This is a genomic window from Fulvimarina pelagi HTCC2506 (genome assembly GCF_000153705.1).
Taxonomy (GTDB): Bacteria; Pseudomonadota; Alphaproteobacteria; order Rhizobiales; family Rhizobiaceae; genus Fulvimarina; species Fulvimarina pelagi.
In genome coordinates this window covers 3,667,230-3,691,123 of the sequence record NZ_DS022272.1, presented here as the reverse complement: position 1 = coordinate 3,691,123, position 23,894 = coordinate 3,667,230, and the positions used below count along the sequence as shown (strand labels likewise).

Here is a 23,894-nt window from a genome sequence, read left to right as displayed (position 1 = left end):
CGGGCGGTCTCGGATCTCAAACGGATTAAGGACAAATTCCATGCCAATGTCATTGCGACAAGTGACGGTCCAGAACGAAATCAACAAAGGTGCTAGCTGCACCAATAGCCAGACGAGCGTGACGTGGTTGAAGGCCTTTAAAATCTCTACCGCGTCCGTGACCCTTGCCGTATGCATTTCGCAACGGTGCAAGCATGTGAGCGATATTTCCGAGGCTCGTTAGTATTCCTTTAATTTCCTTCGCACCTTTAGCATTCTCATCGATTCCGTCAGGCATTATTTTAATTTCACTTCGAATAATCTTCAGCAACTCAGGGATCTCAGCCTTTTCAGGATAAGCGACCGCGCGGTCATCAAGAATAAGCTTGCAGCAACTCTCGACAATTTCCTTGGCCAGCGCGATAGCTTCTCCCGGTTCGCTGTCGCCTATGCGCTCAAGGCGGCGCAGATCCTCATAGAGCGTGTCTGAGTTCAACGTCGCAGCTACAGCTTTTATTCGCTGTACAGATCCGCCGAGTGCGTGGATTTTGCGCTGCGCAACATAGACAGGACGACCTTGAATAAGAGCATCCTCTACCAATTCCCAGCCGTCAGTACGGAGATGTCCGTTGAAAGCCTCCGCGAGCAGGTCCTGCTCACTATCATCTTTGCGGACGACAGGGTGAAGCACTTCACAGATAAACTTTAGAAAGATACTTTGCTCGGCACCGTAGAGGCGAAACCGACGATCGGTATATATCCACTCTAGGGGCCAGTCATCGTTGTTCACACAATGCTGCCAAATATCCCCCTCAGCGTTGCTATATCTGCTGTCAAATGACGGCATTGAGGACAAATCGAAAACTCGGCTTAGAAAACCAATCTCGTCCAGACCGCCATACCATACCGTATTTCTGGCGCGCATTTCGTCGAGAATCGCCGCGCGAGTTCGCTCGCTGATTTTACCATCTGGAACACCTTGACCAGACGCAAGTATCCGCACGGGCGATATTTCGACCGCCACCCAGAAGCTCCGATCATCCCCGAGAATAATCTTTATATTATCCTTGATTGTACTCGCTATGGCCTCACGGCGATTTTCAATGGGTACAAAAAGGCTGACCGGAATGCGTAGGTATAGTGTCCAAATCTTTGTTCCGCCGTTCCAGTTATCATAACCAGTTTCGGCAATTTCAATGTCAGCCTGTGTAACAACGCGAAAAGCGTCTATCTCGTCCTTCTGGCGCAATAGCTCAGCGACAGTAGGCAGCGCTCCTTCGATCTCACGACGAATACTAAGATATCGCATAGTTTTTACTTATAATGGTAACTTTCCGACTCCTAGATAATCAGTGGTCAATTCTCCAAACAAAATTTCAAAATGGCACTTCAGCGAGCAGTAAATACGACCAAAGATATGTTTAGTACCCTGCTCAGTATGCATTCCAAACGGTTCTTACTCCGCTCCCGTAGTCTGCCTGATCTCCCGCGCGAGTTCGCCCGGCAGGTTCAGCCGCGCCGCCAGGAGATCGAGATAGGCGCGTTCGGCCGGGTGGTCGGCGTCGATGGCGAGGACCGAGGCGGTGTAGATTTCCATGGCGATTTCCGGGGTCTTCGCTTCGGCGGCGAGGTCGTCGACCGTTTTCGGCCGGCGGAGTTCGTCCATTACGAGGGCCTTTTCGTCGCTCGCCATATCCATGTCGTCGATCTTGCCGTAGATCGCCGTTTCCTCGTCGGCGTCGATATAGCCGTCGGCCTTGGCAGCGGCGATCATCGCCGACAGCATCAGCCGGGCGCGACTGTCCTCCTCGCCTGACGGCATGAAGGCCGTGCCGCGAGGTTCGGGCACTTCGTCCGGGCTCTGGGTCGAGGGAAGGCTGCGCACGGGCTCGGCGCCTGGCAGTGCCGTCGCGCCGGACTTCGTCTGGTAGTTTTGATAGGCCTTGTAGGCGAGACCCGCGACAAGCGCTGCGCCGCCGAGCTTGAGCGCGCTGCTGCCGAAGGATTTGCCGCGCTTTTTCTTGAAGAGCTGCGAAGCGAGCCCGCCGACGACGGCGCTGGTCACAATTGATCCGCCCTGCCCCTGCAGCATGCCCCCGACCTGATCGATCAGAGAGCCGCCCGAACTTGCGCCACGGGTCGCGTCAGCTGTGCGATAGGGATCGCGGCGGGAGGACGAGCCCTGCACTTGGCCGCCGAGGAAATCGGAAAGAAGGCGCTGGATATCCATAGGGTCGGGTCCTCGAATGGTCGATCACTGACCCCGGATATCGAAACGGCAGGTGCGATTGGCAATACCAGCCGGCTGCGTGACCGCCCGCGCCTACCGTTTGCCCTCGCCGATCGGTTCAAGCGAATGTTTCTTGATCAGCGGGAACTGGGTGAGCATGAAGACGATGGTGATCGGCATCGTCGCCCAGACCTTAAAGGCGACCCAGAAATCGGTCGAGAAATTGCGCCAGACGACCTCGTTGACGATGGCGAGGAAGACGAAGAACAGACCCCAGTTGAGCGTGAGCTTGCGCCAGCCCTCGGCATTCAGCTTGAAGGCCTGGTCGAAGACATAGCCCAGCAGGGATTTGCCGAAGAGAAGACCGCCGAGCAGGATGGCGGCGAAGAGGCCGTTGACGATCGTCGGCTTCATTTTGATGAAGGTCTCGTCCTGCAGATAAAGCGTCAGCCCGCCAAAGACGAGAACGACGATGCCGGAGACGAGCGGCATCATTGGTAGTGTCCTTTGAATTGCGTAAGAAACCGCGAGCGAAATCGCAAGCGCCGCCATGAAGAGAGCCGTCGCGATGAAGAGCGGACCGCCGAGCTCGTTCAGCGAAGGAAAGGTCGCCGCCAGCTGCTCGCCGCGATTGTTCGCGAAGAAAAAGACCAGAAGCGGTCCCAGTTCCAGCGCGAACTTGAGGAGCGGGTTTATCTCCTTCTTCGCCGGATCGCCCGGGGAACGTTCGATGATGCGGTCTGCCATGGATGAAATCTCGTCGGTCTCGATCACGTCTCACTGCCCATATCGGCAGTGTTCGCGGCATTTGGTAGGCGTTCGGGGGCGGACGGGCTGAATTTTGCCAAGTCCGTTTCCTATATCGCGGCCTTAGACAAATCACACCGGAATGAGCAAAGCGGGATCGATGCGAGATATTTCCGACCATGAAGACAGTTCACGCTACGGCCGCGGCCGCGTCTCATACCGGGTGGAGCGCTTTCTCGGCGGCTCGCCGCTGGGCGTCGGCATCCGGCTCATTCTCATGTCAATCCTCGTTGGGCTCCTGCTCTCCTGGTTCGAGATTTCGCCACGGAGCGTAATCAATTGGTTCGTCGACGCCTTCAACCGCATCATCGACGTCGCCTTCGGCTCGATCGACAACGTCATCACCTATTTCCTGCTCGGCGCAGTGATCGTGGTGCCGATCTTCATCATCATGCGCGTGCTGAAGATGGGCGGACGCGGGCGGTACTGATCGCTCAATCCGCGCTCGCCCGGAGCGCGGCACCCGCCGCGACCGGGCCCAGCGTCCCAAAGAAGAGCGTCAGCGCGGTGAGGATCAGGAAGGGCGGCAGGAACGGATCGGGGTCATTGATCGCGCCATAGGTCGCCGAGACGCCGAAGATCAGCACCGGGATCGCGAGCGGCAGGACCAGCACCGAGACGAGAAGCCCGCCGCGCGGCAGCGCGACGGCGACGGCCGCACCGACGGCACCGATGAACGTGATCGCGGGCGTTCCAACGAACAGTGTGAGTGTCGCGGCCGCGATGGCATCGGGCTCCATCGCCAGGAAAAGGCCGAGGAACGGCGCGGTCAGGACGAGCGGCAGGCCGCTTGCGGTCCACAGCGCGGCAGATTTGACGAAAACCACAGCAGGCATGAGCGTCTGGCCCATGATGAGGAGATCGAGCGTGCCGTCGTCGCGGTCAGCCTGAAACAGGCGGTCGAGCGTAAGGAGCGTCGAGAGCAGCGCGCCGATCCAGAGGATGGCCGGGCCGATACGCGACAGGAGATTGAGGTCGGGACCGATGCCGAAGGGCACCGTCGCGATGACGGCGAGAAAGAAGATGACACCGATCATCGCACCGCCGCCGCTCGAAACGGCGAGTCTCAAATCGCGGACGTAGAGGGCGGCGAGCGATCTCACAACCAGCCCTCGGCTTCGGCGAGTTCGTCGTCGTCGAGCGCGGTCGGCGCCGGCAGTTTAGCGTCCGGCGCTTTCGCGAGATTGAGGCGCTTGGCGGTTTCGAGGCCGAGCGGCTGGTGGGTGGCGGCGATGACGATGCCGCCGGCCGCAAGATGCCGCTCCATAAGTTTGCCGAAGAGAAGCTGGGAGTCGGCGTCGAGTGCGGCCGTTGGCTCGTCGAGCACCCAGACATCGCGAGGAGCGACGAGGAGGCGCGCAAGCGAGGCGCGGCGCTGCTGGCCAGCCGACAGATAGCCGAAGGGGAGCGCCGTCAGATCCGGCAGGCCGACGGCTTTAAGCGCATCCGAATTCGTCAGGCCATCTGCGGCGAGACGCAGGGTCCTGCGCCAGAAATCGAGATTGCGACCGACCGAGATGCCCGGCTTCATCGCATTGCGATGGCCGACATAGTGGGCGACTTCCGCGATCGAGCGCGCGTTTTCGCCGTCGGCGGCCAGCGCGCCTTCGAGGAGAACTCTGCCGCCCAGCGGATGGAGAAGGCCGGCCAAAGTACGCAATAGGGTCGACTTGCCGGCGCCATTCGGGCCGGTGACGACGAGGCTTTCTCCTGCACCAAGCGTGAAGTCCAGCGGCCCGGCCGCCACAGTCCGGCCGCGCCCGACCGACAGGGCCTCCGCGGCGATCCTCAGCATGCAAATCTCGTCAAAGCGTCCCGCCCTTCATGGGCGGAGGGCTTAGCCTTTTCCAAAGCGCAGAGCCAGTCTGGCAGCTAAGGAAAGACCGGCTAATGCGAAGAGAAGCGCGAAGAAGATGCGATCGCCGTAGGTGCGATAGATAGTCGTGACCGTCTCCGAGGGGAGGCTTGCGACAAGATTGCCCGTGACGCCGAGGCCGAGGCCACCGATCTCGCGGCCGAACGCATCGGTGACGACGGAAATGCCCGTATTAGCGCTTCTGACGAGCGGCAGGCCGAGGGCGACGGCCGTGACGTTCGCCATGCGCAGGTGCTGATACGGCCCTGGCGTCTCGCCGTACCAGGCATCGTTCGTGACGTTGAGGATGAAGCCCGGTGCGGGCTCGCCGACCTCGATCTCGGACGGGAAGATAATCTCGTAGCAGATGAGCGGGAGATAGGACGGCGCATCCTCCAGCGGCACGGGCTCGAGCATCGGCCCGGCGGAGAATCCGCCCGGCATGTTTACGAGATTGGAGATGCCCCAGGACTCGAGAAGATCCTGAAAGGGCAGATATTCGCCGAAGGGGACGAGGTGCACCTTGTCGCTGGCGGCGGTAATCGTCCCTTCGTCGTCGATGACGTAGATCGTGTTGTAGACGCGCTGCCGATCCTCCTCGGAACGGTCGACGCGGGCGGCGCCGGCAATCAGCGTTTCACCGGAGGAGAGCGTGTCGGCGAGACGGGAAATCGCGTCCGGCCGGTCGGTCAAGACGAAGGGAAAGGCGGTCTCGGGCCAGATGATCAAGCGGCGTGGCGCGTTTTCGCTGCCGGCACCCCTCCCCTCGGGCGAACCTGGCGAGGCCTCCTTCGACAGAGTCATGTTGATGAGCTTGTCGAAGTTCTGATCGGCGGTCTCCGGGTCCCATTTGAGGCTCTGGAGGATGTTCGGTTGAACGAGTTGGAGCGCGACCGTCTGGTTGAAGGCGGTTGCGTTGCTCTCCAGGCGCCAGAAACCGTAGCCGAGATGGGTGGCAAGGGCGAGAATGGCGAGCGCAATCACAGGCAGGCGCCCGCGACGATCGAGGAGAACGGCTGGCGCCGAGAAGACGAAGACAGCCAGCATCGTCAGCCCGCCGATCCCGATCACGCTGGCACTCTGCATCAAGATGGCGTGGCTTGCCGCCATATAGCCGATCTCGTTCCACGGAAAGCCGGTGAGAACGAAGGAGCGCAGCCATTCGGCGAGGCCGAAGCACGCGGCAAGACCGAGGACGCGCCAGGCCGTATCCGACCAGAACAAGCGGGAGAGGACGGCAGCGAGACCGAAGAAGACCGCAAGGATCGCCGGAAGGCCGAGGACGGCGAGCGGCAGGAACCAGATGAAGCTTCCGGCATCAACGAGCAGCGCGGCGCCGAGCCACCAGAGGCCGGCGACGAAATAGCCGAAGCCGAAGAGCCAGCCGATCAAGAAGGGCTGGCCGAGGCGGCGCACGCGGCTCACACCGACGTCGATGCCCACACCATCGAGCAGCCATACGAGGATCGGGAAGGAGAGGAAGCCGGCAAATGGGAAGTCGAGCGGTGCAAGGGCGGCGGTCGCGGTCGCGCCAGCGAGCAGCGCGATCAGGGCCCGGCGCCAGCCGGACGCCAAAATCAGTCGGCCTGCAAGGCGGTCGAACAGGGACCGCCCCTCCGTCACGTCGGCATCAGCCACGTTCCCTCACCCGAATGTTCCGCTTCGCTCAATGGCCCCATCCCATGGCGCGAATCGCCACGATGGGTTCGTCTTTAAGCCCATGAGCTTTTGCGAAACAAACCGCGCGACACGGATCACGACGCCACGGCGAGACCTTCGACGATGCGCCGACGCTTCTCTCCCTGGCGGAAGCGAACGATGCGGACCCGTTTAACCCGGCGCGGATCGGCCTCCAGCACCTGGAACTCGAAGCCCGGCACGGCCTGCACCACTTCGCCACGCGTCGGCACGCGTCCGAGTTCGGAAAAGAGAAGCCCGCCGACGGTATCGGCCTCTTCCTCATATTCCGAGACGTCGAAATCCTCGCCGATCATCGCCTTGACCTCATCGAGACCGGCTCTTGCATCCGCGGTATAAATACCGTCGCCCGCCTGCCGGATCATCGGGGCCTCATCGTCGTGCTCGTCCTCGATATTGCCGACGACCATCTCGATGACGTCCTCCAGCGAGACGAGACCGTCGGTGCCGCCATATTCGTCGATGACGAGTGCCATCTGCGTGCGTGTCGCCTGCATACGGGCCATCAGGTCGGAGGCTGGCATCGAGGGCGGTACGAAAAGCACCTTGCGCAGGATGCCGAGGCTTTCGACTGTGCGGGCTAGGTTGATCTGGCGGAGGTCCAGGCCGGACTTCGGCTTCTTGTCCTTGTCGGAGCCATTGGAGCCGCCGCCGTTCCCATTGCCGTTTGAGCGCCCATGTCCGCTGCCATTGCGGCTACGTGCGGGCCGGGCGACGCGGGTGATGTGCCCGACGACGTCGCGGATGTGGATCATGCCGCGCGGATCGTCGAGGCTCTCGCCATAGACGGGCATGCGCGAATGGCCGCTCGATTCGAACAGCTTCATCAGGTCGCCGAGAGTCATGTTGATGTCGGCGGCCTGAATATCGGCGCGCGGAACCATGATATCCTCGACGCGCACCTCGCGCAGGGCGAGGATGTTGTTGAGCATCGCCCTTTCTTCGGGCGAGAAGCTGTCGACGCCGTCATCGTCGTCGTTCGGCTGGGAGAGCGCCTGGGTCAGATCCTCGCGCATGAGCTTGGGCATGCGCGGGCGAAATCGCCACAAGACGTTGGAGAAGAAGCCCTCGCGGCCCTTCGCCTCGCCTTGCGGCCGACTTCGGTCTTCGCCTGAAGCCGGCTCGGTTTGAGGCCCGGCGTGCTCGTCTCCGCCTCGATCGCCGGCTTCGCCGGACTGCGCGGTGGCATTCGTGGAAGTGTTCATTTCTCGTTTGGTCGTCGTGTCAACTCTTCGGCATGCGGCTTGGCCGTCATGCAAGACCGGTCTACCCCTCGAAGCGATTATCGCGCGTAGAGCCTGAATCCGCAACGTCATATGGGTCCGGAATCCCGAGTCCTGCAAGGATCGATGTCTCGAGGGCTTCCATCTCTTCGGCTTCATCGTCCTCGATGTGATCGTAGCCGAGACAATGCAGGAAGCCGTGGACCAGAAGATGGCGGGCGTGATTCACGAAAGGTTTAGCTTCGCCGGCGGCTTCCCGCGCGCAAGTCTCGTAGGCGAGGATCAGGTCGCCGAGGAGCGGACCCGGCCGTTCGCCGGGCTCGAGGTCGACCATCGGGAAAGACAGAACGTTGGTCGGCTTGTCCTTCTCGCGCCACTGGCCGTTGATCTCGCGGACCGTCTCGTCGTCGGAGAGCGTAACGGATAGCTCGCTGGCGAACGGCTTTGAAAACTCGAACCGACGCGCGACTGCATCGAGCGTAGCGGTGACGAAAGCCTCCGGATTGCCGAGGGCCGCTTCCCACCGATCGTCCTCGACCGAGAGCGCGAGGGAAACCCAACTCGCGCCCGTCTCCGGTACGCCAGCAGAATTCTGACTGGATACGGTCATTGCGTGCGGATCTGCGTTCACCCGGCGACGGACCTGCGCGAAGCCCGGTCGACGCCGGCCCCGGCAGGGGCCCGTTTTGCGGCGTCCTCGTCGTAGGCCTCGACGATCGACTGGACCAGCGGATGGCGGACGACGTCGGCGGCCTTGAAGCGGACGGTGACGATCTTGTCGACACCGTTCAGGACGCGAAGCGCCTCGATGAGGCCGGAGACTTGGCCCGGCGGGAGGTCGACTTGGCTCGGATCGCCGGTCACAACCATGCGGGCATTCTCGCCGAGGCGGGTCAGGAACATCTTCATCTGCATCGAGGTCGTGTTCTGGGCCTCGTCCAGAATGACGGCGGCGTTGGAGAGCGTGCGCCCGCGCATGAACGCAAGCGGCGCGATCTCGATGGCACCAGCGGCAAGAGCCCGTTCCACCTTCTCGGCAGGGATCATGTCGTAGAGCGCGTCGTAGAGCGGACGGAGATAGGGGTCGACCTTTTCCTTCATGTCGCCGGGCAGGAAGCCGAGGCGCTCGCCGGCCTCGACGGCAGGACGCGACAGGATGATGCGGTCGACCGCGCCGCGCTCAAGCAGCATCGCAGCATGGGCGACGGCGAGATAGGTCTTGCCCGTACCGGCCGGCCCCACGCCGAAGACGAGCTCGGCCCGGTCGAGGGCGCGCATATAGGCGTCCTGAGTCGGCGTGCGGGCGTGGATCGTGCGGCGGCGCGTCGAGATCTGCGCAAGGGACATCTTGCCCTTGTTTTCGAGCGTCGGCAGGTCAAGTTGATCATCCTGGGCGACGGCCATCCGGATCGCACCCTCGACGTCCTTGCCGCCGATCTCCGCGCCGGACTGGAGCCGCTCGTAAAGGCTTTCCAGCGTGCGACGCGCCTGTTCGGCCGCCATCGGCTCACCACGGATCTCGACCTGATTGCCGCGGGCCGCCGCGTCGAGCTTCAGTTTCTGTTCGATGATTGCCAAATGCTCGTCGAACTGGCCGAACAGCGCGCCGGCCAATCGGTTGTCTTCGAAAGTCAGCAGGATGTGCGCCATGTCGGACGCGCCAGCTCTGGCTGACTTTTCGCGGGTGTAGCTCAAGCAACGGACCTCGTGGTGGGAGCCTCGGCAAGGGAGGTAGGCATGGCGGCAGGCTTTGTCATGCCCTCGGCAAGGAGCGAATTCGGGCCGGTCGACGTGATCTTCGCTTCTACGATGTCGCCAATCGCGCCCATGCCTTCCGGGAGGACGACCGGCTGAAGATAGGGCGAGCGGCCGGCGATCTGCCGCGGATGGCGCCCGGGCTTTTCGATGAGCACACTCAGGGACTTGCCGACGAGGCTCTCTGCGAACTCGGCCTGATGCTCGCGCAGGAGCGCGTTGAGCGCCTGCAGCCGGGTATCCTTGACCGCTTCCTCAATATGGCCGTCCATCTCAGCGCCCGGCGTGCCGGGCCGCGGCGAGTATTTGAACGTAAAGGCCGAGGCGTAACGGACCTCGCGCACAAGCCGCATCGTCGCCTCGAAATCGGCGTCCGTCTCGCCAGGAAAGCCGACGATGAAGTCGCCGGAGAGGGCGATGTCGGGTCGGGCCTCGCGGATCGTGTCGAGAACGCGCAGATAGTCTTCGGCGGTATGCCGGCGGTTCATCGCCTTTAGGATGGAGTCGGAGCCCGACTGCACAGGGAGATGTAGGTAGGGCATCAGGCTCAGCAGATCGCGGTGGGCGGCGATCAGTTCTGCGTCCATGTCGCGCGGATGGGACGTTGTGTAGCGCAACCGGGCGATGCCGGGGATGTCCGCGAGGCGATGGAGGAGACCGCCGAGACCGATCGGCTTGCCGGCTTCGTCCTCGCCATCCCAGGCGTTGACGTTCTGGCCGAGCAGCGTGACCTCGCGGACTCCGGCATCCGACAACGCCTTCGCCTCGTCGACGATCTGGGCGAAGGGACGGGAAACCTCGGCGCCGCGCGTATAAGGAACGACGCAGAAAGTGCAGAACTTGTCGCAGCCTTCCTGAACGGTGAGGAAGGCGGTAACGCCCCGACCCCTGATCTGGCGGCGTTCGGACTGCGGAAGTGCCTCGAACTTGTCCTCGACGGCGTAATCGGTCTCGACCACCTTCTCACCGCCCGCGGCGCGGGTCAGTGCCTGAGGCAGACGATGGTAGGTCTGCGGACCGATCACGAGATCGACCACCGGCGCGCGGGAGATGATCTCGCGGCCTTCGGCCTGAGCTACACAGCCGGCGACTGCGACCTGCGTCTTCAAGCCCCTTTCGGCGCGTTCGGCTTTCAGATCGCGGATACGGCCCAACTCGGAATAGATCTTCTCGGCCGCCTTTTCCCGAATGTGACACGTGTTGAGCAACACGAGATCGGCGTCTTCGATGATTGAGGTCGGCTCGTAGCCTTCGCCGGACAGAGCATCGCCCATGCGCTGAGAGTCGTAGACGTTCATCTGGCAGCCGTAGGTCTTGACGAAGACCTTGCGCGTGTTCGGGCGCGCCCTTTCGGGCTCACCGCCCTGCGCATTCTCTGTCCCGAGCTGGTTCGTCGTCAGTCTGCCGTCGTCCATATCGCCTTTTCGACCGTCGCCGGCCTCAATCGCCCTCAATGGGCATACTGCCGAGAACGATCCAAATCCCTGTCCGATCCTTCGATTTCCGGCCCTCTTAGTCTTTGTGTCCCCTGCCGTGCAAGCCGCGCGAAGCGGGCCTTCGGACGCCGGTCAACACCGCTTCGTTTCAAGCTTGCCCGCGAGGGCCTCGGCAAGCAAGCGCCGTGCTTCCATTTCGCACTGCTTTGCGACGAACTTGCGATTGCTGCCGGCGGAAAAACGGATCGGGTGACCGAAGGCGACGATTGCGTCGACCCGTCCCTCGACAAGAAACCGAGCGAGATGCGGCGTGAGTTCGACGTCACCCGGCCACGCGGCGAGCGGGCGGCCCGATCGCCCGAGGGGAAAGCCGTTCGAATGGGTGTAGGCAACGATGACGGGTTGGACCTGCAGGCTTTCGCTTTCCGAATTCCTCAGCGCGGACTGGGCGGCGCCGATGAGCGCGGTCTTGTAGGGTCTGATTTCGTTGCCGTCCGACGTTGTGCCCTCGGCGAACAGCACCATCACATCGCCGGCGGTCAACCGCGCTGCGATCGCGTCGTTCTGACGGCCGGTCTCGCCGCGCGCATGGCGCTTCACGAAGACGGTGCGCTGAAGGACCGCCAGCCAGCCGAAGACCGGCCAGCCCTTCACCTCGGACTTGGCGATGAAGGAGAGCGGCAGCACCGAGCCGAGAACGGTGATATCGGCCCAGGACACGTGGTTCGACACGAGGAGAAGCGGCCGCTCAGGCGATGGCGTGCCAGCTATGTGAACCCGTATGCCCGCGACTTTCGCCGCAACGCGTTGCCAGATCATCGGGATCTTGTTGGCGAGCCTCCAACCGAAGGCCATGGCGAGGGCCTGCACCGGCAGGAGGACAAGCGTCGTCACCGCCAGCACGGCGATCACAAAGGCAATCCGCAGCCGTGCGCTCATCGCCGTCCGGCGCTCTTCTGCAGAACCATCGGCGGAAACGTCAATCCAGCTTGCGGCTGAGGGTAAGCGCGCTCGTTCGCTTGCCGTCCGTCTGCGCGTAGTAGGCGGGGCGGCGCCCGACCTCTTCGAAGCGTAGGCTCCGGTAGAGTGCCAGAGCGGACGTGTTGATCTCGTCGACTTCGAGATGGATCGCCTTGGCGCGTTCGGCGTGAAGATGAGCGAGTACCGTATCCATCAGCAGACGGCCGACACCGCGTCCACGTGCGTCCTTCGAAACGGCGATCGTCAGGATTTCCGCTTCGCCCTCGATCAGCCGGGCGAGGACGAAACCGAGCGGCGGCGAGCCGGGCATGCCGACTCGGCGGGCGGCGAAACCGAAAGACCCCTTCTGTGCCAGGAGAGAGCCGAGTTCGTCGCCGGACCATGGCTGGGAGAACGCCTCGGCATGAAGCGCCGCGGCATCGTCGAGATCCGTGTCGATCAGCGGTGTCGCAACGGTCTCCCCGCGCTGAATCAAGCCATTCAGGAAGGAGACCGACCATACCCAGGGCAGCATCCAGTACATCGCACGTCCTTTCGACCGGCAGACCTGATCATCGAGGCGACCCGCGTCACCTCTAGCGCATCCCTACGATAGAATGTCCGCTAAAGGCGTTCCTTCGCAAGAGCCGGGAAGCACGAGAAACCAGACAGGATTAAGATGGAGGTCGTTAGGTCGGCTCGGCGAAGAGATTGAAGTGGCGCGAGGGTGGTTTCGCGTCGGCATTCCGCAGGTAGAGCGGCTTGACGGGCTGCTGCGACCGACCCTCTGCGACAAGCCGAGCGACGACTGCGACATCGATCTGGCTTGTCGGATCAGCTGTCGCCGTCCGCTCGATGCCGAAGAGATCGGCAGCAATTCCAGAGGCAGAGCCGGCAAGGACGAGGCGTTCTCCTGCGGCGCCGGCAAAATCGACAAGAGCGGCCGGATCGAGGGCTTCCGGCGCCTTCAGAATTTCGCCGTCGGCGCCCATCAGCAGGGCGTAGACTTCGCCGCGTTTGGCATCGTGGACAGCCAGAACCGGCGTGTCGCGCCGCACGGCCTCCGCCATCACTTCCAACGTAGTCACGCCGATCGCGGGAATGGCGAGCGCCAACGCATAACCTCGCGCGGCGGCGACCCCGACACGCACGCCGGTGAAGGAGCCCGGACCAATGGTGACGGCGATCATCGCGATGTCGGAGAATTCGCTGCTGGCTTCAGCAAGAGCTGCGTCGATCACCGCAGGAAGGCGTTCGGCATGGCCCCGCCCGATCCGTTCGGTCCGCTTGCCGAGAACGAGATTGGCGCGCGCGTCGAAGACAGCTGCGGAACAGTCGTCCAGAGCCGTGTCGATCGCAAGGATCAGATGTGCGCCAGACTGTGGCATGTCTGGTGTCGTGACGGCCGGCCGATCAGGCTGCCTCGACCTCCTCGACTTCCGGAACGAAGTGCCGCAGCAGGTTCTGAATGCCATGTTTCAGGGTCGCCGTCGAAGACGGGCAGCCCGAGCAGGCACCGCGCATGTTGAGATAGACAATGCCGTCGCGATAGCCGCGGAAGGTGATGTCCCCACCGTCCTGCGCCACCGCCGGACGCACGCGGGTCTCGATAAGCTCCTTGATGGTCGCGACCGTTTCCTTGTCGCCTTCGTCGAAGAACTCCTCGCCCGGTTCCGAATTCATGGCGGAGGTCTCTGCCATGACGGGCCGGTTGGCGACGAAATGTTCCATCAGGCCGGCGAGAATCGCGGGCTTGAGATGGGCCCAATCGCCCTGATCCTTGGTGACGGTGACGAAATCGAACCCGAAGAAGACGCCGGTGACGCCGTCGACTTCGAAGAGACGCGCGGCCAGCGGCGAGCGCTGGGCCGCTTCGTCGATGCTGGTGAATTCTTCGGTTCCCTGCTCGAGTACGACGCGGCCGGGAAGGAATTTCAGGGTCGCCGGGTTCGGCGTGACTTCGGTCTGGATGAACATCGCTCGATCCTCTTGCCGCGATTCGGTCGAGAAAGGCGGCGCCTCTTTGGAATTGTTCTAAACTTAATGCTGCTGCGCGTTTCACGCAAGCGGCGCCGCGCAACGTGAGATTACGTCTCCGGGGTCACGTCAGACTGTCGATCTCGTCGTCTCCAAGCGAGGCCGGAATGATCGTCACCGGGATCGAATAGCCCGCCCCCTTGCCGACGGCGGCCATGACCAGGGGACCCGGCCCTTCCTTCCCTTCGGCGGCGGCCAGAACGAGGATGGCGATCTCCGAATCCTCTTCGATCACCTTCCCGATCTCTGCAACGACTTCGCCCTCGCGTACCAGGGTTTCAGGCTCGACACCGACCTTTTCGCGCATGCCTTCGGCGATCCGGTCGAGGCGCGTACTCGCCTCCTCCATAGCCTCGGCGCGCATGATCTCCTCGACGCCGAGCCATTGACCCTCGAACTCTCCGGACTGGACGACGTAGAGAAAGACGGCACCGCCGCCGGATGTCTTGGCGCGCCATGCCGCGTATTCGGCGGCACGCAGGCACTCCGGCGTATCGTCTATGATCGCCAGAAACTTCCGCTTCCCGCCCTGGCGGGGACCTATGCGTCTCGATACCATAGTGCGCTAGATGGCAGCCTTACCAGGCAAGAGCAAGCCGGCCTGACTGCATGCTCCATCAGTCGTGCAGCATACCGATGATGTCCTTGACGTCGCGCATCGTCTTCGCCGCGATCTCGTTCGCCTTCTCGCCGCCGGCCTTCAGCACCGCATCGATATGGCCCGGATCGTCGAGCAGCCGGCGCATCTCGCCGGTCACCGGACCGAGCGAGGAAACCGCAAGCTCGACGAGCGCCGGCTTGAACTCCGAGAACTGCTTGCCGCCAAATTGGGTGAGCACCTGATCGCGCGTCTCGCCGGAGAGCGCGGCGTAGATGCCGACGAGATTTTCCGCCTCGGGACGGCCAGCGAGACCGGCGGCTTCGGAGGGCAGAGCGTCGGGATCGGTCTTCGCCTTCTTCACCTTGCGGGCGATGGCGTCGGCATCGTCAGTGAGGTTGATGCGCGAAAGATCGGACGGGTCCGACTTCGACATCTTCTTGGCGCCGTCCTTGAGGCTCATGATGCGGGTCGCCGGCCCCTCGATGATCGGATCGGTGATCGGGAAATAGCCGTGCACGACCTCCTCGCCCATCCGCACCTCGCGGCCGAGTCCGGTCTTCTCGATGCGCTCGGAGAAGTCGTTGTTGAACTTGATCGCGATGTCGCGGGTCAGTTCCAGATGCTGCTTCTGGTCGTCGCCCACCGGCACATGGGTCGCGCGGTAGACGAGGATGTCGGCCGCCATCAGCGAGGGATAGGCGAGGAGGCCGAGCGAGGCGTTTTCGCGGTCCTTGCCAGCCTTGTCCTTGAACTGGGTCATCCGGTTCATCCAGCCGATCCGGGCGACGCAGTTGAAGATCCAGGCGAGCTCGGCATGGCCGGTGACGCGGCTCTGGTTGAAGATAACCGAGCGTTCGGGGTCGATGCCAGCGGCGAGATAGGCCGCGGCGATCGCGCGGGTCTGGCCGGCGAGATCGTCCTGCACGAGCTTGGCGGTGATGGCGTGAAGATCGACCACGCAGAAGAGGCACGGCATCTCCTCCTGCATGGCGACGAACTTCTTGATCGCGCCCAGATAGTTGCCGAGATGAAGATGGCCGGTCGGCTGGATGCCAGACAGGACGCGCGGCGCGAAATCGCTCATTCCGGCATACCCCCCGATGACGAAAGTGATGGAAGATCAGTTCTGCGAAGAACGCGGCGCTTATGGACGAGCGCGCTCATGCGATCAAGTCGCGTTTCCTCAGCAGAGAACAACGGGTTCCGAGGCCTGCATTCCAGGCTCTCCCCACTGGGCTCCTCACGGCTCGAACCCTGCTGTCTTCTGCGCCGCCCCTCATGCATAAGGGCGCGAACGAATTTCCCGTTCCGTGTCCGAAGCCCGCGAAACTCGGAATGGACAGAATGGCAACCCTCAAATGATTGAGCCTCTCGATCTCGCCTTCGTCTTTGTCGCCTTCGTCATCAAGCACGTCCTGGCGGATTTCGTGTTCCAGACCGAAGGGATGGCCTTGGGCAAGACACGCAGATCCGGCTGGCTGACGCCTCTTGCCGCCCATGCAGGTGTCCATGCGGTGCTGACGCTCATTGTCGTGATGATCGTCGCACCCTCATTGTGGTGGCTCGCAGCTGTCGATTTTCTCGTGCATGCAACGATCGACCAGACCAAGACCGTCGTCGCCCGCCGCTACAAGCCCGACGAGCAGCGGTTCTGGACGGCTTTCGGGATCGACCAAGCCGCCCATCAGATCACCCATTTCGTCTACGTGCTCTTCATCGTCACCGGCTAGAAAACTGACCATTAGGTCGTCACCGACCAGACAAAGCTCTCGGAAGCGCCCGGATCGAGCTTGAGGATGCCGGGTTTGTCGAAAATGTCGCCGTTCCAGCCCTCGGGGCTGGCCATCGAATACCAAGGCTCGATGCAAACGAAAGATGCGCCGCCGGGCTTCGACCAGATGCCGAGGTCCTTGTAGCCGTCCCAGGAAACGGTGAGCGCGCCTTTGAGATCTCCCTCACGGGTCAGCGCTTCGTAGGTGATCGACCGACTGGCTACGTCCGGCATCACGAGGGCGTCGGTCTCGAACAGCGCCTCGGTGAGCGGCAGGATCGCTCCATCGAAGGGCAGCGGATAGGCCCCGGTCAGAAGACCGCCCTGGACGCCCCTCGCCTTGCCGGTCTCGCGATGCTCGAAGATGATGCGATGCTGCTCCTTCGGGACACCGTCGGCAAGCGGCCAGGCAAAGCCCGGATGGGCGCCGATGCCGCACGCGATCGGAGTTTCTCCGGGATTGGTGATGCTCGTGCGCACGGAGACGGTTGAGCCAATCGCCTCGACATGGACATCGAGCAGGAACGGAAACGGATACTGCCTGCGGGTTTCTTCATTGTCGGTAAGGCGCAGGCCAACGCTGCGCTCGGCCTCTTCGATCACCTCGAATGTCATGTCGCGAGCAAATCCGTGCTGTTGAAGCGGATAGGATCTGCCCTCGTGGTTAAGCACGTCGCCGCTCAGCCGGCCGACGACCGGAAAAAGGATCGGCGCGTGGCGCGGCCATTCGGGACCGGCCTGCCAGAGGAGTTCGCGCCCGTCGCGGTCCTTCAGGCTTCTAAGCTCGGCCCCGATGCGGCTTACGACGGCGGTGACGCCGGTACCTGCGATTTCGAACGTCCGGCTCACCGGCATCTCCTTCAACAACAGCTTCTACGGGCTCGCGACGAGCGCCAGGGCGATCGCGAGCATGGTCAGTCCGATAACGCCGTCGAGCACCTTCCAGGCGGCCGGCCTGACGAAGAGCGGGCGCAACAGACGGGCGCCGTATCCGAGCGAGAAAAAGAACACGAAGGAACTCGTCACCGCGCCGAGACCGAAGAAGAACGCACGACCTTCGAATTGGCTCGCGATCGATCCCAGCAAAATGACCGTATCGAGATAAACATGCGGGTTGAGGAAGGTGAAGGCGAGGCAGGCAAGGATCGCCGTCCTAAGGCTCGATGTCGTCTCGCCCTCAGTCTCCATGGCTGCTTCGCCGCCTCGATAAGCTGCCCAAAGGCGCGTTGCCCCGTACCAAACCAGAAAAGCCGCGCCGAACCAGCGCATGTAGATCTCGACACTTGGCAGGATTTCCGAGACCGCCGTGAAGCTCGTGACGCCGAGCGTTATGAGCGCCGCATCCGCTACGGCGCAGGTGAAGACGATCGGTAGAACGTGCTCACCACGCAGACCCTGGCGCAGGACAAAAGCGTTCTGCGCCCCGATCGCGAGGATGAGGCTGAACGCCGTCACGAAGCCGACAAGCGCGGCTGACAGACTGTGAATCAAGGTTTGAGATCCGTTGGCATGCAAGAAAGGTCGATGACGGCGCTTCTAGCCGGATGGTTTGACATCCGCCATTGGTGGGTCGCGGGGAAGAGGATTAATCGGCTCACAAATTCATGGCCGCAAACGACATACCCGCCTTACCAGAGCCTATTTGTTCCTGTAATGGTCCCCTCGCGCCGAAGTTCTTTCTTCCGCATCGGCACCTCCCAACGATCGTCACCCGAAAGCCCCGTAGACTCCAATCATGCCCAAACGCCGCCGACAGACCGCTGCCCTGCCCTATCGTCGGTCGTCCAAGGGTCGGATCGAGGTTCTGCTCGTCACCTCGCGCGACACCGGCCGCTGGGTGCTGCCCAAGGGCTGGCCAATGCCAGGCAAGCAGCTGCGCCGGGCTGCCGAGATCGAGGCCTACGAGGAAGCCGGCGTCGTGGGCAAGACGGCGAAGAAGCCGATCGGCACCTACGACTACGACAAGATCGAGAGCCGCAAGAAGCGCACGCCCTGCCGCGTTCACGTCTTTCCGATGCCGGTCGAGGATCTCCTCGACGAATGGCCTGAACACGACCAGCGCCGCCGCGAATGGTTCGCCTTCGAGGAGGCGGCGAAGAGCGTCGACGAAAAGGATCTGCGCTCGTTGCTGAGCAATCTGGACAACGTTTTGGAGTAACTGGGAGCTTCACTCGCTCGCAGCTGCCCTGTCCAACTCCGTCTCTTCTTCGTTTGGATCGCCGACGAGCGAGACGAACTTCGACCTGACCTTGGCGGTGATCCGGTCGAGAGCACCCGCGATCGAGTCCGCGCCGTCCACATCGAGTGCCTTGGCGATCCGGTCGGCAAGGCGCGACGGCAGGGCTTCGATATCGTTCGTGTCGGCCGGCGCGAGCCGGGCGAGCTGGATGACGGAGGACAGTTGGTGCATGGCGTCTTCGAGAGATTCATCGCTCGACGACCCTTCGACAGACGGGTCCTCGCATTCCAGAGCAGCCAGGACGTCGGCGGTCTCACGCCCCGGGATGGCCTCCGTTCGGCGGGTCAACTGCGCCCATTGGGCGATGAATTCGAGATCGACGAGCCCGCCGGGCCTCAGCTTCAGGTCGAGGGCTCCGCGTGCCGGCTTTTCGCGGCCGATCCGGCCGCGCATGGCGACGACGTCTCGCGTGACCGATGACGGATCGGTTTCTCGCGAGAGAAGTTTGGCGATCGTCTCCATGACGAAATTCTGCATTTCTCCGTCGCCGGCAAGTGTGCGCGCCCGCGTCAGGGCCATGCGCTCCCAGGTCCAGGCGTCTTTCTCCTGATATTTACGGAAGGCCGCCAGTCGTGTGGCAAGGGGGCCTGCATTGCCGGAGGGGCGCAGGCGAAAATCGACCTCGTAGAGAGTGCCCTCGCGCATTGGCGAAGTGAGCGCCGCGATGAGGCGTTGGGTGAGCCGGGTGAAATAGACCTGGATCGCAAGCGGCCGCCCACCCTCGGATGTCTCGGCGTCTTCGTCGTGATCGTAGAGAAGGATGAGATCAAGGTCGGAGGAGGCCGTCAGTTCGCGGCTGCCGAGCCGACCCATGCCGAGCAGCGCAAGCCGCATGCCCGGTACGCGGCCATGGCTGCGAGAGAATTCCTCGACCACCGCAATCAGGAGCGCGTTGAGGACCACATCGGCTATGTTGGAGAAGGCCGGTCCAGCTTCGGCCAGATCGACGACGCCTGAGAGCATGCGGGCGCCGACGAGAAAGCGCTGTTCGGATGCGAAGATGCGCAGGCGGGCGAGGATATCCTCGTAGCCGTCGGCGTCTTCGAGAAAGGCGTCGAGCCGAGCCTTCATCAAATCGCGATCCGGCACCTCGTCGAAGAAGGCCGGATCGAGCAGCGCGTCGAAGACATGGGGACGCTGGGCCAGCGTTGCCCGCATTGCCGGTGCAGCCGTCAAAATAAGGAGCAGGAGATCGAGAGTCTTCGGGTTCGAAGCGATCAGCGAGAAGAACTGGATGCCCGAGGGGAGCCCTGCGAGGAAGCTGTCGAAGGCGGCGACCGTGCCGTCCGGATCAGGTGCGTCCGCAAAAGCCTGCAGCAGCGGTGGCAGGACGTCGGAGAGGCGTTCGCGGGCCTTGGCCGTGCGGGTTGCGCGGTAGCGCCCGTAGTTCCAGGACCGGATCACCCTCGCAACGTCTTCCGGCCGCTCGAAGCCCATGACCTCGATCGCGGCGAGGCCCTCGGGATCCGCCTCATTGACGAGCAGGCGCAGAACCGCTTCCGGCTCGCCGCCGTCCCCCTTTTCGCGCGATCGCCCCTCGTTGAAGAGTGCGTTGAACTCGCGATCGACGAAGCGGAGCGTATCGAGAAGTTCGGTTTCGAAGGCATCGCGGCTCTCGAAACCGAGGAGGCCGGCAATCGCCGCAAGGCCCTTCTCGTCTTCCGGCAGTTCGTGGGTCTGCTCGTCGTCGACCATCTGGACCACATGCTCGACCCGGCGGAGAAACCAGTAAGCCTCGAGGAGCCTCGTCTTCTCCTTTTCCGTCAGCCATTCGTACTTTTCGAGAAGGCCGAGTGCCTCATCGGTGCGCCGGGTTCGCAGCGCAGGGCTCCTGCCGCCCGCGATCAGCTGCTGGGTCTGGACGAAGAACTCCACCTCGCGAATGCCCCCGCGGCCGAGCTTCACGTTGTGGCCGGGAATGGTGATATTTCCGAAGCCGCGATGGCGGTCGATGCGCGTCTTCATGTCCTGAATGTCGGCGATCGCAGCAAAATCGAGATATTTGCGCCATACAAACGGAGCGAGTTCGGCGAGGAAGGCCTTGCCGGCCTTCAAATCTCCGGCGATCGTCCGCGCCTTGATCATCGCGGCGCGTTCCCAATTGCGACCCGATCCCTCGTAATAGCTCATGCCCATATCGGTGCTGATTGCGAGCGGCATCGCGCCGGGATCGGGCCGCAGGCGCAGGTCGGTGCGGAAGACGTAGCCATCGCCGGTCCGCTCGTTGAGGATACGTACGAGGCGGCGAACGATCTTGGAGAAGGTCGCTACCGCCTCCATCGGATCGCTGGCGACTCCGAGATCGTCGTCGAAGAAGACGATGAGATCGATATCGCTTGAATAATTGAGCTCGCGCGCGCCGAGCTTGCCCATGGCGATGACGAAGAGGCTCGATCCGTTCTCGGGTTCTTCAGAATTTGGCAGTTTCAACTTGCCGGCCTTGTGCGCTTCGCGCAGGCAGAAGCGAAGGGCCGCGCGGATCGCGCTTTCGGCCAGTCTCGAGAGTGCTTCGGTGGTCTCGGCCGGCGATGCGGCGCCAAAGAGATCGCGGAGAGCAACAAGCAGAGAGGCCTCACGCTTGATCTCACGCAGCCGCTTCATGATGGCGCTTTCGGCCATGTCGGGTTCGGGGAGCGCTTCGAGTTCAGCGATCAGGGCATCGAAGCACGAAATCGCATCATCGGACATCAGGCGATCGAGGATCGCCGGGCGCCAGAGGATCGAGGCGCGGAGGTAGGGGGAGAGCGCCATCACGGCGCAAATTCCCTCCGCGTCGGCCGAGCCCCAACCACAGAGTTCGGCCAGACGGGAGAGTTCGGCGCTTTTTGCCGCTTCGCCGAGTTCCGCCAGCCAGTCGCGATCGCCTTCTTCCGATTGAAGAATTCGCGGTCGCCGATCACCCCCGATCTTCAAACCCGGAACGTCCGCCGTCTCATGTGCCGCTGTCGTCATTTCCCGCGCCGTCCTTGGCCTGTTTCGGCAATTCCAGAACGACTTTAAGACCCGGCGCCGCATCCTCAAGCTTGAGGCGGCCACCATGGACGCCGGCGATCGCCTGAACGAGGGAAAGCCCGAGACCAGAGCCCGGCATGGTCCGGCTCTCGTCCAGACGATAGAAGCGCTCGAGCACGCGGCTTCGCTTATCCGCGGGGATGCCGGCGCCGTTGTCCGACACGCAGATGCGGGCGGCGTTCGGCGTTTCCTCGATCGCGATCGTCACCTTCGTCGCGCCATCCGGCGACCGCCCGTATTTGAGCGCGTTATCGACGAGGTTGGACATTCCCTGGGCGACGAGCTCGCGGCTCGCCTCGATATCGACAGGCCCTCCCGACCTCAGCTGGATTTCCGCGCCGGCCTCCTCGGCGAGCGGCTCGTAAAGTTCGGTGACATCTCTCGCAATGGCGTAGAGATCGACCTTCGCCTTCTGGATCGGATGCGAGCCGGCCTCCACCCGCGAGATCATCAGCAGAGCATCGAAGGTCCGGATCATCTGATCGGCATCGCCGATGATACTGTCGAGATTGTCCTTCGTCTCCTCCGATTTTGCCGCCGCCTGCGCCGCTTCGGCCTTGGAACGCAGTCGCGCAAGCGGCGTCTTCAAATCATGGGCGATGTTGTCGGAGACCTGCCGCAAACCTTCTTGAAGCAGCGAGATGCGGGCAAGCAGCGTGTTGAGGTTTTCAGACAGCCGATCGAACTCGTCTCCAGCCCCGACCACGGGCAGCCGCTCGCCGAGATCGCCGGCGAGAATGCGACTGGAAGCGGCCGACATGCGGTCCAGCCGGCGCAGGGCCCGGCGGCCGATGATGAACCAGGCGATCAGCGCCAGCGCCCCCATGCCGGCAAGCGCGAGAGTCAGGGCCGAACGCACGACCTCGCGGAACCGCAATGCGTCGCTCTGGTCTCGGCCGACGAGGACGCGCATGCCATTGGGAAGCGAGACGACGTCGGCGATGGCCTTGTGATAGACACCCGCCTCGCCATAGCGTGAATAGCCGAAGGCGTCCGGCGTCGAGCCGGCTTCGTCAAGGACGCCGGCCTGAATGCTTTCGACATTGCCGGCGATGATCCGGCCTGTCGCGTCGGTCGCGAGATAGAGACCTGCGCCCGGCTGGCGTGCCCGCCGGTCAATCGAGCGAACGAGGCCAACGATGCCCGTCACCCGGTAGATCTGGGCAAGTTCGGCCTTTTCTTCCTCGATGCCGCTGCGGGCCTGGGTCTCGATGATGTCGCTGGCGGTGTTGGTGACGTAGAAGACGAGGCCGGCGGCGCCGAAGGCGAAGATGAGGAAATAGACGGCGGAGAGACGCACCGCCGTCATCTTCAAGAGGGCCTTGAGGCGGTGCACGACCCCGTCAGCCGCCGGCGCGCATGATATAGCCGGAGCCGCGGACGGTATGGAGCAGCGGCCCGTCGAACTCCCGTTCTATCTTCGAGCGCAGCCGAGAGATGTGAACGTCGATCACGTTGGTCTGCGGATCGAAATGATAGTCCCAGACATTTTCCAGAAGCATCGTGCGGGTCACGACCTGCCCGGCGTGCTTCATCAGATATTCGAGCAGGCGAAACTCGCGCGGCTGGAGGATGATCGGCTTGCCCGCCCGGCGCACCTCGTGGGAGAGCCGGTCAAGTTCGAGATCACCGACCTGATAGCTGGTTTCGACTTCCCCGGTCGCGCGGCGCCGGCCGAGGACTTCTGCGCGCGCCAAGAGTTCCGACATCGCATAGGGCTTGGTCAGATAGTCGTCGCCGCCGGCCTTGAGGCCTTCCACGCGGTCGTCGACTTGACCGAGAGCGGAGAGGATGAGCGCCGGCGTGTGGGTGCCGCTCTTTCTGAGGTCGGCGATGACGGAAAGGCCGTCGCGTTTGGGCAGCATTCGATCGACGATGAGCAGGTCGTAGTCGCGCCCCTCGGCCATGTTAAGGCCCGTCTCGCCGTCGCCTGCGTGATCGGCCACGTGCCCGGCCTCTTTCAACGCCTTCGTAAGATAGGAGGCGGTCTCTCGATCGTCTTCGATGATCAAAATGCGCATTGCGCCTTCGCTTCGTCCTGATTCGCGCGGGAGTGAAGCTGTTCGCTCTCCGCCCTCGCAATGCCCTTCGTCGCTTTCTATAGGATGATGTGCGTGCATACGATTTCCACCCCGGGGACCGACCGGAGCCCTTGAAGTTCGTTTTGCGATTGCAAAGTCGGCGGCGGCGCGGCTACGCAAAGCCTGGAGGCGTCACGCGCCGCCGCCCGCGCTTCGAAAACGGGAGACAGGATACGCAATCTCCCAGCCCCTTCGAAGCGCTAACGGTTC

Annotated in this window: 24 protein-coding genes; 3 read left to right on the top strand and 21 right to left on the bottom strand. The window is 62.8% G+C overall.

What is annotated here, in order from left to right; genetic code table 11:
* Positions 1-49 precede the first annotated feature (49 nt).
* The 3 genes from FP2506_RS17170 to FP2506_RS17160 form a co-directional block, all read right to left on the bottom strand.
* Positions 50-1,288 carry an abortive infection family protein gene (locus FP2506_RS17170; RefSeq protein ID WP_050765106.1) on the bottom strand — a complete coding sequence of 413 codons (1,239 nt, stop codon included), beginning with the start codon at positions 1,286-1,288 and terminating at the stop codon, positions 50-52.
* Between the two features lie 147 nt (positions 1,289-1,435).
* Entirely contained in the window at positions 1,436-2,209 is a 774-nt protein-coding gene (locus tag FP2506_RS17165) for a tellurite resistance TerB family protein (protein WP_007068875.1), read from the bottom strand.
* A gap of 93 nt (positions 2,210-2,302) precedes the next feature.
* The gene (locus FP2506_RS17160) at positions 2,303-2,956 is read right to left on the bottom strand and encodes a septation protein A (protein ID WP_040490230.1); all 654 of its coding nucleotides are present in this window, start codon (positions 2,954-2,956) and stop codon (positions 2,303-2,305) included.
* Between the two features lie 160 nt (positions 2,957-3,116).
* Here FP2506_RS17160 and FP2506_RS17155 point away from each other — a divergent pair, with 160 nt between their 5' ends.
* Positions 3,117-3,446 carry a DUF6460 domain-containing protein gene (locus FP2506_RS17155; protein ID WP_050765105.1) on the top strand — a complete coding sequence of 110 codons (330 nt, stop codon included), beginning with the start codon at positions 3,117-3,119 and terminating at the stop codon, positions 3,444-3,446.
* A gap of 4 nt (positions 3,447-3,450) precedes the next feature.
* Here the strand turns inward: FP2506_RS17155 and ccmB are convergent, their stop codons facing one another.
* The 13 genes from ccmB to trpS all read right to left on the bottom strand — a co-directional run bounded on the left by ccmB (position 3,451) and on the right by trpS (position 15,665).
* Positions 3,451-4,119: a heme exporter protein CcmB gene (ccmB, locus tag FP2506_RS17150; protein ID WP_007068872.1), complete on the bottom strand. Its 669-nt coding sequence runs from the start codon at positions 4,117-4,119 to the stop codon at positions 3,451-3,453.
* Complete coding sequence (gene ccmA / locus FP2506_RS17145) at positions 4,116-4,808, bottom strand: heme ABC exporter ATP-binding protein CcmA (RefSeq protein WP_081448430.1); 693 nt, start codon at positions 4,806-4,808, stop codon at positions 4,116-4,118. Before ccmA ends, ccmB begins: the two co-directional genes overlap by 4 nt.
* Positions 4,809-4,853: 45 nt before the next feature.
* Entirely contained in the window at positions 4,854-6,509 is a 1,656-nt protein-coding gene (gene lnt, locus FP2506_RS17140) for an apolipoprotein N-acyltransferase (RefSeq protein WP_007068870.1), read from the bottom strand.
* 116 nt (positions 6,510-6,625) lie between these two features.
* Complete coding sequence (locus FP2506_RS17135; RefSeq protein WP_007068869.1) at positions 6,626-7,774, bottom strand: hemolysin family protein; 1,149 nt, start codon at positions 7,772-7,774, stop codon at positions 6,626-6,628.
* Between the two features lie 61 nt (positions 7,775-7,835).
* Positions 7,836-8,402, bottom strand: a complete 567-nt coding sequence (gene ybeY / locus FP2506_RS17130; RefSeq protein WP_007068868.1) for an rRNA maturation RNase YbeY — start codon at positions 8,400-8,402, stop codon at positions 7,836-7,838.
* 17 nt (positions 8,403-8,419) lie between these two features.
* Positions 8,420-9,442 carry a PhoH family protein gene (locus FP2506_RS17125; protein ID WP_007068867.1) on the bottom strand — a complete coding sequence of 341 codons (1,023 nt, stop codon included), beginning with the start codon at positions 9,440-9,442 and terminating at the stop codon, positions 8,420-8,422.
* A 41-nt stretch (positions 9,443-9,483) separates the two neighbouring features.
* Positions 9,484-10,962, bottom strand: a complete 1,479-nt coding sequence (miaB, locus tag FP2506_RS17120; protein ID WP_050765104.1) for a tRNA (N6-isopentenyl adenosine(37)-C2)-methylthiotransferase MiaB — start codon at positions 10,960-10,962, stop codon at positions 9,484-9,486.
* A gap of 153 nt (positions 10,963-11,115) precedes the next feature.
* Positions 11,116-11,922 carry a lyso-ornithine lipid O-acyltransferase gene (gene olsA, locus FP2506_RS17115; protein ID WP_007068865.1) on the bottom strand — a complete coding sequence of 269 codons (807 nt, stop codon included), beginning with the start codon at positions 11,920-11,922 and terminating at the stop codon, positions 11,116-11,118.
* Positions 11,923-11,962: 40 nt separating this feature from the next.
* Positions 11,963-12,487 carry a GNAT family N-acetyltransferase gene (locus FP2506_RS17110; protein WP_007068864.1) on the bottom strand — a complete coding sequence of 175 codons (525 nt, stop codon included), beginning with the start codon at positions 12,485-12,487 and terminating at the stop codon, positions 11,963-11,965.
* 145 nt (positions 12,488-12,632) lie between these two features.
* Positions 12,633-13,331 (bottom strand): tRNA (adenosine(37)-N6)-threonylcarbamoyltransferase complex dimerization subunit type 1 TsaB, encoded by a 699-nt coding sequence (tsaB, locus tag FP2506_RS17105; protein ID WP_007068863.1) that lies wholly within the window; start codon positions 13,329-13,331, stop codon positions 12,633-12,635.
* A gap of 25 nt (positions 13,332-13,356) precedes the next feature.
* Complete coding sequence (locus FP2506_RS17100; protein ID WP_007068862.1) at positions 13,357-13,920, bottom strand: NifU family protein; 564 nt, start codon at positions 13,918-13,920, stop codon at positions 13,357-13,359.
* A gap of 124 nt (positions 13,921-14,044) precedes the next feature.
* Positions 14,045-14,539 (bottom strand): universal stress protein, encoded by a 495-nt coding sequence (locus FP2506_RS17095; protein ID WP_007068861.1) that lies wholly within the window; start codon positions 14,537-14,539, stop codon positions 14,045-14,047.
* A 58-nt stretch (positions 14,540-14,597) separates the two neighbouring features.
* Entirely contained in the window at positions 14,598-15,665 is a 1,068-nt protein-coding gene (gene trpS / locus FP2506_RS17090; RefSeq protein ID WP_007068860.1) for a tryptophan--tRNA ligase, read from the bottom strand.
* Between the two features lie 274 nt (positions 15,666-15,939).
* Between trpS and FP2506_RS17080 the strand changes: the two genes are divergently transcribed.
* Positions 15,940-16,311 carry a DUF3307 domain-containing protein gene (locus FP2506_RS17080; protein WP_007068859.1) on the top strand — a complete coding sequence of 124 codons (372 nt, stop codon included), beginning with the start codon at positions 15,940-15,942 and terminating at the stop codon, positions 16,309-16,311.
* 11 nt (positions 16,312-16,322) lie between these two features.
* Here the strand turns inward: FP2506_RS17080 and FP2506_RS17075 are convergent, their stop codons facing one another.
* Both FP2506_RS17075 and FP2506_RS17070 read right to left on the bottom strand, forming a co-directional pair.
* Positions 16,323-17,207 (bottom strand): aldose 1-epimerase family protein, encoded by an 885-nt coding sequence (locus tag FP2506_RS17075; protein ID WP_040489215.1) that lies wholly within the window; start codon positions 17,205-17,207, stop codon positions 16,323-16,325.
* An 18-nt stretch (positions 17,208-17,225) separates the two neighbouring features.
* On the bottom strand, positions 17,226-17,843 hold the full coding sequence (locus tag FP2506_RS17070) for a LysE/ArgO family amino acid transporter (protein ID WP_007068857.1): 618 nt from the start codon (positions 17,841-17,843) through the stop codon (positions 17,226-17,228).
* A gap of 244 nt (positions 17,844-18,087) precedes the next feature.
* On the opposite strand from FP2506_RS17070, the gene FP2506_RS17065 reads away from it, so the two are divergent.
* Complete coding sequence (locus FP2506_RS17065; protein WP_007068856.1) at positions 18,088-18,510, top strand: NUDIX hydrolase; 423 nt, start codon at positions 18,088-18,090, stop codon at positions 18,508-18,510.
* 9 nt (positions 18,511-18,519) lie between these two features.
* Here the strand turns inward: FP2506_RS17065 and FP2506_RS17060 are convergent, their stop codons facing one another.
* Genes FP2506_RS17060 through FP2506_RS17050 form a run of 3 tightly spaced genes read right to left on the bottom strand, consistent with a single transcriptional unit; the run spans position 18,520 to position 23,624 of the window.
* A complete protein-coding gene (locus tag FP2506_RS17060) occupies positions 18,520-21,543 on the bottom strand; it encodes a bifunctional [glutamine synthetase] adenylyltransferase/[glutamine synthetase]-adenylyl-L-tyrosine phosphorylase (RefSeq protein ID WP_007068855.1) in 3,024 nt (1,007 codons plus the stop codon).
* Positions 21,524-22,939 carry a sensor histidine kinase gene (locus FP2506_RS17055; RefSeq protein ID WP_007068854.1) on the bottom strand — a complete coding sequence of 472 codons (1,416 nt, stop codon included), beginning with the start codon at positions 22,937-22,939 and terminating at the stop codon, positions 21,524-21,526. Before FP2506_RS17055 ends, FP2506_RS17060 begins: the two co-directional genes overlap by 20 nt.
* A 7-nt stretch (positions 22,940-22,946) precedes the next feature.
* Complete coding sequence (locus FP2506_RS17050) at positions 22,947-23,624, bottom strand: response regulator transcription factor (protein ID WP_007068853.1); 678 nt, start codon at positions 23,622-23,624, stop codon at positions 22,947-22,949.
* Positions 23,625-23,894 lie beyond the last annotated feature (270 nt).

Coding starts and splice junctions, on each gene's coding strand:
- FP2506_RS17075 (WP_040489215.1), bottom strand. CDS start 17,207: ATGCCGGTGAGCCGGACGTTCGAAATCGCAGGTACCGGCGTCACCGCC.
- tsaB (WP_007068863.1), bottom strand. CDS start 13,331: ATGCCACAGTCTGGCGCACATCTGATCCTTGCGATCGACACGGCTCTG.
- FP2506_RS17125 (WP_007068867.1), bottom strand. CDS start 9,442: ATGGCGCACATCCTGCTGACTTTCGAAGACAACCGATTGGCCGGCGCG.
- olsA (WP_007068865.1), bottom strand. CDS start 11,922: ATGAGCGCACGGCTGCGGATTGCCTTTGTGATCGCCGTGCTGGCGGTG.
- FP2506_RS17050 (WP_007068853.1), bottom strand. CDS start 23,624: ATGCGCATTTTGATCATCGAAGACGATCGAGAGACCGCCTCCTATCTT.
- FP2506_RS17100 (WP_007068862.1), bottom strand. CDS start 13,920: ATGTTCATCCAGACCGAAGTCACGCCGAACCCGGCGACCCTGAAATTC.
- FP2506_RS17165 (WP_007068875.1), bottom strand. CDS start 2,209: ATGGATATCCAGCGCCTTCTTTCCGATTTCCTCGGCGGCCAAGTGCAG.
- FP2506_RS17095 (WP_007068861.1), bottom strand. CDS start 14,539: ATGGTATCGAGACGCATAGGTCCCCGCCAGGGCGGGAAGCGGAAGTTT.
- trpS (WP_007068860.1), bottom strand. CDS start 15,665: ATGAGCGATTTCGCGCCGCGCGTCCTGTCTGGCATCCAGCCGACCGGC.
- FP2506_RS17080 (WP_007068859.1), top strand. CDS start 15,940: ATGATTGAGCCTCTCGATCTCGCCTTCGTCTTTGTCGCCTTCGTCATC.
- FP2506_RS17135 (WP_007068869.1), bottom strand. CDS start 7,774: ATGAACACTTCCACGAATGCCACCGCGCAGTCCGGCGAAGCCGGCGAT.
- ybeY (WP_007068868.1), bottom strand. CDS start 8,402: ATGACCGTATCCAGTCAGAATTCTGCTGGCGTACCGGAGACGGGCGCG.
- FP2506_RS17110 (WP_007068864.1), bottom strand. CDS start 12,487: ATGTACTGGATGCTGCCCTGGGTATGGTCGGTCTCCTTCCTGAATGGC.
- FP2506_RS17160 (WP_040490230.1), bottom strand. CDS start 2,956: ATGGCAGACCGCATCATCGAACGTTCCCCGGGCGATCCGGCGAAGAAG.
- FP2506_RS17155 (WP_050765105.1), top strand. CDS start 3,117: ATGCGAGATATTTCCGACCATGAAGACAGTTCACGCTACGGCCGCGGC.
- FP2506_RS17065 (WP_007068856.1), top strand. CDS start 18,088: ATGCCCAAACGCCGCCGACAGACCGCTGCCCTGCCCTATCGTCGGTCG.
- miaB (WP_050765104.1), bottom strand. CDS start 10,962: ATGGACGACGGCAGACTGACGACGAACCAGCTCGGGACAGAGAATGCG.
- FP2506_RS17060 (WP_007068855.1), bottom strand. CDS start 21,543: ATGACGACAGCGGCACATGAGACGGCGGACGTTCCGGGTTTGAAGATC.
- FP2506_RS17170 (WP_050765106.1), bottom strand. CDS start 1,288: ATGCGATATCTTAGTATTCGTCGTGAGATCGAAGGAGCGCTGCCTACT.